The organism is Nitrospirota bacterium (genome assembly GCA_016207905.1).
Lineage (GTDB): Bacteria > Nitrospirota > Thermodesulfovibrionia > Thermodesulfovibrionales > JdFR-86 > JACQZC01.
Map to the genome: position 1 here is coordinate 18880 of JACQZC010000056.1, position 8296 is coordinate 27175.

The window sequence follows — 8296 nt, forward strand, 5'->3', positions numbered from 1 at the left end:
AGTATGAAAATCTTAATGCTTAATCCTCCATTTCTGCCAAGGTATTCTCGCTTCTCCAGAAGTCCTGCTGTCACAAAAAGCGGGACCCTTTACTATCCGATATGGCATGCTTATGCCACAGGACTTCTGGAAAGCCACGGGCATGAGGTCAAGCTGATAGATGCCCCTGCCTCTGGACTTCAAAAGGAGGACTGCTATCGGATTGCAAAAGAGTTTTCTCCGAATATGGTTGTCGTTTATACATCGACCCCCAGCATCTATAGCGATGTGGCAATTGCATCGGAGCTTAAGAGACTGCTTGTGGCTTCTGTTGTGCTGACAGGCCCTCATGTGTCTGCCCTGCCTGAGGAGACGCTGTTATTATCTCAAGGCATAGATATAATTGCACGCAGGGAATACGACCTGACGCTGATTGAGCTTGCCTCAAGCCTGTTAGAGGGAAGGGACTTAGAGAAGGTAAAGGGTATAACCTTCAGGAATAATGAGAGGATTATATCAACACCGGACAGAGAGTTTATAGAGGACATGGACAGCCTGCCCTTTGTATCCGAGGTCTATAAGAGGCATCTTAATATAAGGAATTATTTTTATGCCCACTGTAGATACCCTGTTGTATCAATATTTACAAGTCGGGGGTGTAATGCAAGGTGCAGTTACTGCCTCTATCCACAGCTTATGTTTGGAAGGAGGCAGAGGCAGAGAAGCCCTGAAAACATTGTTTCGGAGTTTGAATATATAGAGAAAGAACTGCCCTATGTAAAAGAGGTTCTGATAGATGACGATACATTTTCTTTTAATCAAAGGCACACGCTAAAGTTTTGTGAGCTTATGATAAGGAGAAATATACGGATACCATGGACAGTGGAATGCAGGGCGAATTTAGATTATGAGACGATGCTTATGATGAAGAAAGCAGGGTGTAGACTCATAGTGGCAGGATTTGAAAGCGCAGACGATGAGATATTGAGAAATATAAAAAAGGGGCTTACAGTGGAGCGCATGAGACAGTTTTTGAGCGATGCAAAAAAAGCAGGGGTGATGGTTCATGCCTGCTTTATGGCAGGCAATAAGGGCGAGACCAAAGAGACGCTGATGAAGTCATTGAAGTTTGCTCAAGAGATAAATGCAGACACCTGTCAGTTTTTTCCCCTGATGGTTTATCCGGGCACAGAGGCTTATGACTGGGCAAAGGAAAACAAATACCTGAACTCGGAAAAATATAGCGACTGGCTTACATCCGAGGGGCTTCATAACTGTGTGGTTAGCTTTCCCGGATTAAGCTCAAAGGACATCGTGGATTTTTGCGATTATGCAAGAAGGAGATATTACCTTGACCCAAGGTATCTCTGGTACAAACTGAAGCAGGTCATCATGAAGCCCGGGGAAATGAAAAAAACAATGAAGTCCCTCAGGGTCTTTGCACGATACCTCATCCCCAAAAAAGAGCACTGACAATAAAGACGAAGAAGGCTACACACTAAGATGATATTTTTGATTGTCGTTTTTTGGTTTTGTCTTGGAGCTATTTTTTACTCTTACCTTTTATATCCGATGATATTGTTTGCTATTGTAAGGGTTCCCTTCATTTATAGGCAGAGACCAAAGAGACTTTCTACAACCAGCGAAATCTTAAGTGTCAGTATAGTCATTGCCGCATACAACGAAGAAAGGGTAATCAGAAGCAAGCTCATCAACTCTTTAAGCCTCGATTATCCTAAAGACATGCTGGATGTATGGGTAGTCTCAGACGGCTCATCCGATAAGACAAATGAAATAGTAATGGACTATGTCAATAAATATAAAAGGGTTCATCTCATAGAGGTTCCAAGAAGGGGAAAGGCATCTGCCCTGAATGAGGCAATGAATTGTATAAAGAGCGATATTGTGGTTTTCTCCGATGCAAACACCGAGTTTTCACATGATTCCATCGAAAAACTGCTAAGACATTTTGGCGACCCAGGGGTTGGCTGTGTGAGTGGAAGGCTTATTTATAGAAACCCTTCTGGGCTTATCAGCGGGAAAGGAGAAAGCCTCTATTGGAGGTACGAGACTACACTGAAAAGGCTGGAGAGTAAGCTCGGATATGTGGCAGGTGCAAATGGAGCCATTTATGCCATAAGAAGGGAGCTTTTTGAGTTACTACCCAATGGAACCGTAAATGACGATTTTATGGTCTCCATGACAATTGTAAAAAAAGGCTTCAAAAGCATTTACGATGAACATGCACTTGCATACGAGGATGTATCGCCATCCGTAGGAGGAGAGTTTAAAAGGCATGTAAGGGATGGCGGGGGCCATTATATATCGGTCATTCGTCTTTTAAATCTCTTAAATCCGTTTCTTGGAGTAAGGGCATTTATCTACTGGTCTCACAGGGTGCTGAGATGGGCAGGACCATTTATGCTTATCATTACCTTAATAGTTAATATCTGGCTTCTAAATGCCATGCCCTACAAGGGGATATTCATGCTCCAGCTGGGCTTTTATGTGACTGCACTTATTGGTTTCTTAAGCCTTAGGACACGAAAACTGCCGTTTTTTTTATACATGCCGTTTTATTTCTGTGCTTTGAATACAGCCCTTTTTATAGGGTTTTTAAGGGCACTGACACGCAGACAGACTTCTACATGGCAGAGCACAGAAAGGTTACTTAAAGAGAGTGAAAAGGCTTTTTGATTTTTCTTTTGCCCTTCTTCTGATGATTCTCTTATCAGTGCCTTTTTTGTTCATATCTCTGATTGTAAAGCTGACCTCTAAGGGCACTGTCTTTTATACCTCTGACAGGATTGGCAAAAACAACTCTGTGTTTAAGATGTATAAGTTTCGCACAATGAGGGTAGGAACACCGCAGGTTGCTACGCATCTTATGAAAAACCCCGGAGAGTATTCCACACCCATAGGTCCTGTCCTGAGACGGTTAAGTCTCGATGAACTGCCGCAGTTATATAATATTTTAAAGGGCGATATGAGCTTCGTAGGACCCCGTCCTGCCTTATTCAATCAGATTGACCTTATAACCCTGAGGACCGACAAAGGGATAGATAAGCTCCTGCCAGGACTAACAGGCTGGGCACAGATAAATGGCAGAGACGAACTGGCGATTCCTGCCAAGGTGGCATATGAGGAGTATTATCTAAGACACCACTCGTTCCATCTGGATTTGAAGATTCTCTATAAGACATCCCTTAAGGTTTTAAGAGGCGAAGGCATCCAGCATTAAGAGCATTTAAATGCGCATCGTATATAAGTATTTAAAAGACCTTATTATAAAGAACAGGCGTTTTGTCGTTGTCTTAATCCATTTGATGCAAGCAGGGATTGCAAATTATCTGGCATTTGCCATCAGGCTGGAGGCAGTCCTTCTGCATGAATATCTTTATCAGTTTGCCTCTTACCTTTCGGTTCTTTTGTTAGTTCGCCTTTTATTTTGCCTTCTATCGGGTCTTTATAAAGACCTGTGGCGATATGCAAGCATTGGGGACCTTATTAAGATTGTATGGTCTGCAACAGGAGGAAGTATTGTATTTTTAGTCCTTGTCATGTATGTGGCTCAGGACACCACATACCCACGCTCCATATACATACTTGACTGGCTCTTGTTCATAATTATATCAGGTTCAAGCAGGCTCTTTATAAGGGTCTTTAGGGATTATCTGCACTTTCAGTCATCAGGCAAAAGGCTTCTCATAATTGGAGCCGGAGATGCAGGAGAGATGATTGTAAGAGACATGAAGAACAACCCTGCGTATAATTATAAGCCTATTGGGTTTATAGATAACGACCCATATAAGGCAGGACATTCTATACACGGTGTCACTATCTTTGGAGCCGAAAACAAAGCAAACGAGGTTATCAAAGAGCATTGTCCGGATGAGATTCTGATTGCCATACCTTCGGCTGGACATAAGACCATTAAGAGAATCTATGATTTATATAAGCCCTTTAATATACCGCTTAAAATACTGCCTGGCATGAGGGACATACTAAATGGCAATGTCTCGGTCTCAAAGATACGGCCCCTTTCTCTCGAGGACCTCCTTCAGAGAGAGCCTGTAAGAGCCGACATCCAGCATATAAGGCAATACATAGAAGGTAAATCCGTGATGGTAACAGGTGCTGGTGGCTCTATCGGCTCTGAGCTTTGTAGACAGATAATAAAGTATAAACCCTTAAGCCTTGTGCTGTTTGACAGGTACGAAAACAGTCTCTATGAGATAGACCTCGAGCTTAAAGGCAGAGGCTCTAAGAACGAGACAGAGATATTTCCGGTTGTAGGCGATATACTGGACACACGAAGTCTTGAGTATGTATTCTCGAGATACAAACCAACGGCAGTATTTCATGCGGCGGCACATAAGCATGTGCCTATGATGGAGCACAATCCCATAGAGGCAGTCAAGAATAACATATTTGGCACAAAAAACCTCGTTGACTTTTCGGTAAGATACAATGTAGAGAACTTCATACTGATATCAACGGATAAGGCTGTAAACCCTACAAGCGTAATGGGTGCTACAAAAAAAGTTGCCGAGTATGTTGCACTCTCTTTAAATGGCATATCTCAGTTGAAGTCCACTGTAGTGAGATTCGGCAATGTCTTAGGAAGTAGTGGAAGTGTCGTGCGACTTTTTAGAAAACAGATAGACGAAGGCATGCCTGTCACAGTTACGCACCCTGATGTGAGGAGATTCTTTATGCTCATACCCGAGGCGGTTCAGCTTGTGCTTTCTGCGGCAGCACTGGGCAAAGGAGGAGAGATATTCGTCCTTAACATGGGAGAGCAGGTAAAGATAACCGACCTCGCAGAGAACATTATAAGGCTCTCAGGGTTCCTGCCACACGAGGATATAAAGATAGAGTTCACAGGACTGAGGCCAGGGGAAAAGCTCTATGAGGAGCTATTTGACGAGACCGAGGATGTCTACGAAACAGAGCACGAAAAATTGAATGTAGTAGTTCCAAGAAATCTCCTATCCAGCAGGCAGATAGATTATTACATGGAGGTATTCCGCCATATAGTGGCTGACAACTGCCATGAGTGTCTCCTGCCTGCATTGAAATCCGCTGTCAAGAGCTTTAAAAGACAAGAAGACCATCTTGACTATCTTCCACACTTTATGATAAAAATACCGTCAAGGCATAAATATCCTTAGAAGGGAGGCTAACATGGCTAAAAAAAGAATCGCAGTAGTTGTCAGGGAAAGACAGAGCGAGGCATTGAGGATGGCAGTGGGTCTTACGCTTGCAGATGATGAGGTAAATGTCTTTCTAATGGATAATAAGATTGAGCCGGATGAAAATATGTCCTTGAATCTCGAGACCCTTCAAGATCTGGATTGTAAGATATTCACTAATAACCCGGCAAATAACTATGAGCAGATGTCAACAGAGGATATATCTAAAGCCCTTGTAGGATATGATGTAGTGATTCCTTATTAAGGGAATCTCATAAAGGCTCTCTTTTTTTAAGGAGAGCCTTTATCTTTTCCCCTGAATCTTTCCGTCAATCATCTCCATGACCCTGTGGCATCTTTTCGAAAGGGATTCGTTGTGTGTGACTATCATAAATGTTATGCCTTTTAGGGTGTTTAATCTCAAAAGAAGCTCAAAGAGCTCCTCGCCTGTAGTTGTATCTAAGTTTCCCGTGGGCTCATCCGCAAGCACGACACTTGGACTGAGGATAAGTGCCCTTGCCACAGCGACCCTCTGTTGTTCTCCGCCTGATAGCTCTCCGGGTCTATGGTCTTTTCTCGGATAAAGACCAAGCTCCTCAAGAAGCCTCGATGCCTCCTCTTTAGCCCTCATGCGGTTTCCGCCTCCTTTGATGAGTGCAGGCATCATAACATTTTCGAGGGCTGTGAATTCGGGCAGGAGATGATGGAATTGGAATACAAAGCCGATTGTCGTATTTCTGAAGGCAGTGAGGGACCTTTCGTCCATGGAAAATATATCATGCCCGTCATAAGAGACCGTGCCCGAGGTTGGCACATCTAATGTTCCGAGAATATGTAAGAGGGTGCTTTTCCCGACACCCGATGCACCTACTACTGCAACCATCTCGCCATCTTGGATGGAGAGATTAATGCCTTTAAGCACCTGAAGCTCTCCAGCAGGAGTGGTGAAGGATTTTCTGAGCTCTTGAACCTCAATCACCTTTCTACTCCTTCCACATCATCTACCCACATCATCTACTGTTTTTTCCATCTCTTTAGATTTTTTTAGTTCCTTTGCAGTGCCCCATATTGTGTCCTCTGTGGTTTTCTTTATGCTATCTGCCTTTTCGGCAACCTTGTCGCTTTTTATTTTAAGGATGTTGCCAAGCCACCTGAACCTCTCACCGCCCCCAAATACGGAGATGCCAATAAAAATTAAAGTCAGGATTATGCCAAGGCATAGAAGTCTTCTTAAGAGCGTAAACATATCTTAGTTTAAAGCATCTATGAGGATTTTTCCAGATACTGGATTGCCTCATTTAAAAATCTTGACGAAAAGGGGGAGCAGGTCTGAATTCCTATCTACTACGACTTTTATAGTCTTTCAATCAAATAAAGGACATTATACTTTAGCAGGGCATATGCCTCAGGTAGAAGGTGTTTGCCCTTTGGGCATCCCTCGTAAGTTTCACACCCCTGTGCCTCTATCTCGTTAATTAGAGCATTTAAAATATTCTTTGCTGTGCTATTTTGACCTTGCTCAAGTTTCTTCTTTGCGGCTTCCAACTTTGCATCAAGACTCATCTCTATGCCCTTGTTTGTTATCCAGCCTAATGTAGATGCCTCATGCTTCATGCCTATAATATAATCAAGGAATGAAAGGGGGTTGAAGTCTAAAGGTGGGGCGGTGGGGCCGAGGGTTTTGGTACTGAAAGAGATACTTTTATAAAATCTATCAAGCACATTCCATGTATTTTCAATATATTCATTTTCAGAAACCCCCGTAGCAGATATTATTTCTTCTTCGCTACTTGCAATATAATCGGGTTCGATAAGAACATCCCTAACCCCCGGCAATCCATATGAGACAATCCCAAAACCCTCCACTGAATTACCAGGAGAAATAAGGACTTCTTCACTTCCACCAAACATTACAGTGCCCATCACAGTTATATTTCCAGACCAGTTTAAAGGGCCCATCAAAATTTTAGGAATTTTTATCCCCACGGGGATTATCTCCCTTTCCATCAATTGCCCTATTTTTTGCACTTCTTGGTCAAAAGTAGATGTAAGCATCTTGCCTTCCCAGTTAAAGCCTTTCTCGATAACGAGATCTGCTGAACTTAACTGCTGGCTATGCTTTGGTTTTGAGATGTCAATCTGGATAGAAGCTACCCGTCCATTATTGATTTGTGGGTTATGGACTGTGTATTTATATATGTAAACATTTTTTTCCTCAAATTCCACAGTGGTGAAAATCTTTACATCCGTTAAAGACTTAGAAATTTCTGCAAAAGCTGGCGGGACTAAGCCGAATATTAGTGCAACTAAGAGCACTTTATTTCTAAGCATGATTAACCTCCTATCGTTTAAATTCACAGTGTATTGTGGCTTCTTCAACAAGACGGCCACCATTTTTCTCACAAATTTTCTTTATTTGTATTTTATCAACTCTTATATACCCCTTAGGGCCTAACGCACTTCTATCTATATCCACACTCGTCCCTTTCCTATGTGAGCAATGCCCATAGCCTTTTTGTCTGCATTTAGGGGATGTTATATCTTCTAACCACCTACCGTATATATCAAACCCCCCTCCCCATATTAAACTCATGTCGTTTATTCCAAGCGTTGCTTTAGACTGCTCATAAAAATCTTCTGCTATAAGCCTTGTATTCACTACTGTGTAGTATGTCCCGTAGTGATTTACTGGATGAAAAGTTGTCTGGCCTGTAAGGCGATAGTTTCCTCCGGGCATAGGATAAAGCCCCTTTACCTTCACATCTATACTCTTTTTTATCCCTTTTTCTGTCCCTTGCACTTTTAACTCTATCTCCTCTGTTCCTGAAACTTCTGAGCTGGTATAAGTCGCAGTTTTCTCTGTCTCACCCGATGAGAAAGAAACATTTGTCGGGCTTATACTACCTTTGGGCCTTCCATACATTTATCAGGCCATGGTCATGCCCGCCTGACTTAGGGTCGGGTATGTCAACCTTTAAATCCACAATGCAGCCTCCAGCCGGTGCGGGTCTTGTAAGAGAAACTCTTACCTCTGCCTGTGTATTTCCGACACTTGGCTGCCCTGGTGGCATCTTCGGTGCTACCCAATCACTCGCAAGTGTCACATCACCAATTTCACAACA

10 protein-coding genes are annotated in these 8296 nt (G+C 42.8%); 5 read left to right on the top strand and 5 right to left on the bottom strand.

Annotated elements, in window-relative coordinates; genetic code table 11:
- Nucleotides 1-3 precede the first annotated feature (3 nt).
- The 5 genes from HY805_07160 to HY805_07180 are packed head-to-tail and all read left to right on the top strand — an operon-like array spanning nucleotide 4 to nucleotide 5439.
- Nucleotides 4-1452 (top strand): radical SAM protein, encoded by a 1449-nt coding sequence (locus HY805_07160; protein ID MBI4823988.1) that lies wholly within the window; start codon nucleotides 4-6, stop codon nucleotides 1450-1452.
- Between the two features lie 30 nt (nucleotides 1453-1482).
- A complete protein-coding gene (locus tag HY805_07165; protein MBI4823989.1) occupies nucleotides 1483-2676 on the top strand; it encodes a glycosyltransferase family 2 protein in 1194 nt (397 codons plus the stop codon).
- The gene (locus HY805_07170) at nucleotides 2660-3220 is read left to right on the top strand and encodes a sugar transferase (GenBank protein MBI4823990.1); all 561 of its coding nucleotides are present in this window, start codon (nucleotides 2660-2662) and stop codon (nucleotides 3218-3220) included. The genes HY805_07165 and HY805_07170 overlap by 17 nt, the downstream gene beginning before the upstream one ends.
- Nucleotides 3221-3230: 10 nt before the next feature.
- The gene (locus HY805_07175; protein ID MBI4823991.1) at nucleotides 3231-5153 is read left to right on the top strand and encodes a polysaccharide biosynthesis protein; all 1923 of its coding nucleotides are present in this window, start codon (nucleotides 3231-3233) and stop codon (nucleotides 5151-5153) included.
- A gap of 13 nt (nucleotides 5154-5166) precedes the next feature.
- Nucleotides 5167-5439, top strand: coding sequence for a hypothetical protein (locus tag HY805_07180; GenBank protein MBI4823992.1), 273 nt, complete (start codon nucleotides 5167-5169; stop codon nucleotides 5437-5439).
- A gap of 39 nt (nucleotides 5440-5478) precedes the next feature.
- Here HY805_07180 and HY805_07185 read toward each other — a convergent pair whose 3' ends face one another.
- The 5 genes from HY805_07185 to HY805_07205 form a co-directional block, all read right to left on the bottom strand.
- A complete protein-coding gene (locus HY805_07185; protein ID MBI4823993.1) occupies nucleotides 5479-6153 on the bottom strand; it encodes an ABC transporter ATP-binding protein in 675 nt (224 codons plus the stop codon).
- An 18-nt stretch (nucleotides 6154-6171) separates the two neighbouring features.
- The gene (locus HY805_07190) at nucleotides 6172-6420 is read right to left on the bottom strand and encodes a hypothetical protein (protein ID MBI4823994.1); all 249 of its coding nucleotides are present in this window, start codon (nucleotides 6418-6420) and stop codon (nucleotides 6172-6174) included.
- Between the two features lie 107 nt (nucleotides 6421-6527).
- A complete protein-coding gene (locus HY805_07195; GenBank protein ID MBI4823995.1) occupies nucleotides 6528-7505 on the bottom strand; it encodes a hypothetical protein in 978 nt (325 codons plus the stop codon).
- A 10-nt stretch (nucleotides 7506-7515) separates the two neighbouring features.
- Entirely contained in the window at nucleotides 7516-7974 is a 459-nt protein-coding gene (locus tag HY805_07200; protein MBI4823996.1) for a hypothetical protein, read from the bottom strand.
- Between the two features lie 100 nt (nucleotides 7975-8074).
- The gene (locus HY805_07205; GenBank protein MBI4823997.1) at nucleotides 8075-8278 is read right to left on the bottom strand and encodes a hypothetical protein; all 204 of its coding nucleotides are present in this window, start codon (nucleotides 8276-8278) and stop codon (nucleotides 8075-8077) included.
- Nucleotides 8279-8296: the final 18 nt, after the last annotated feature.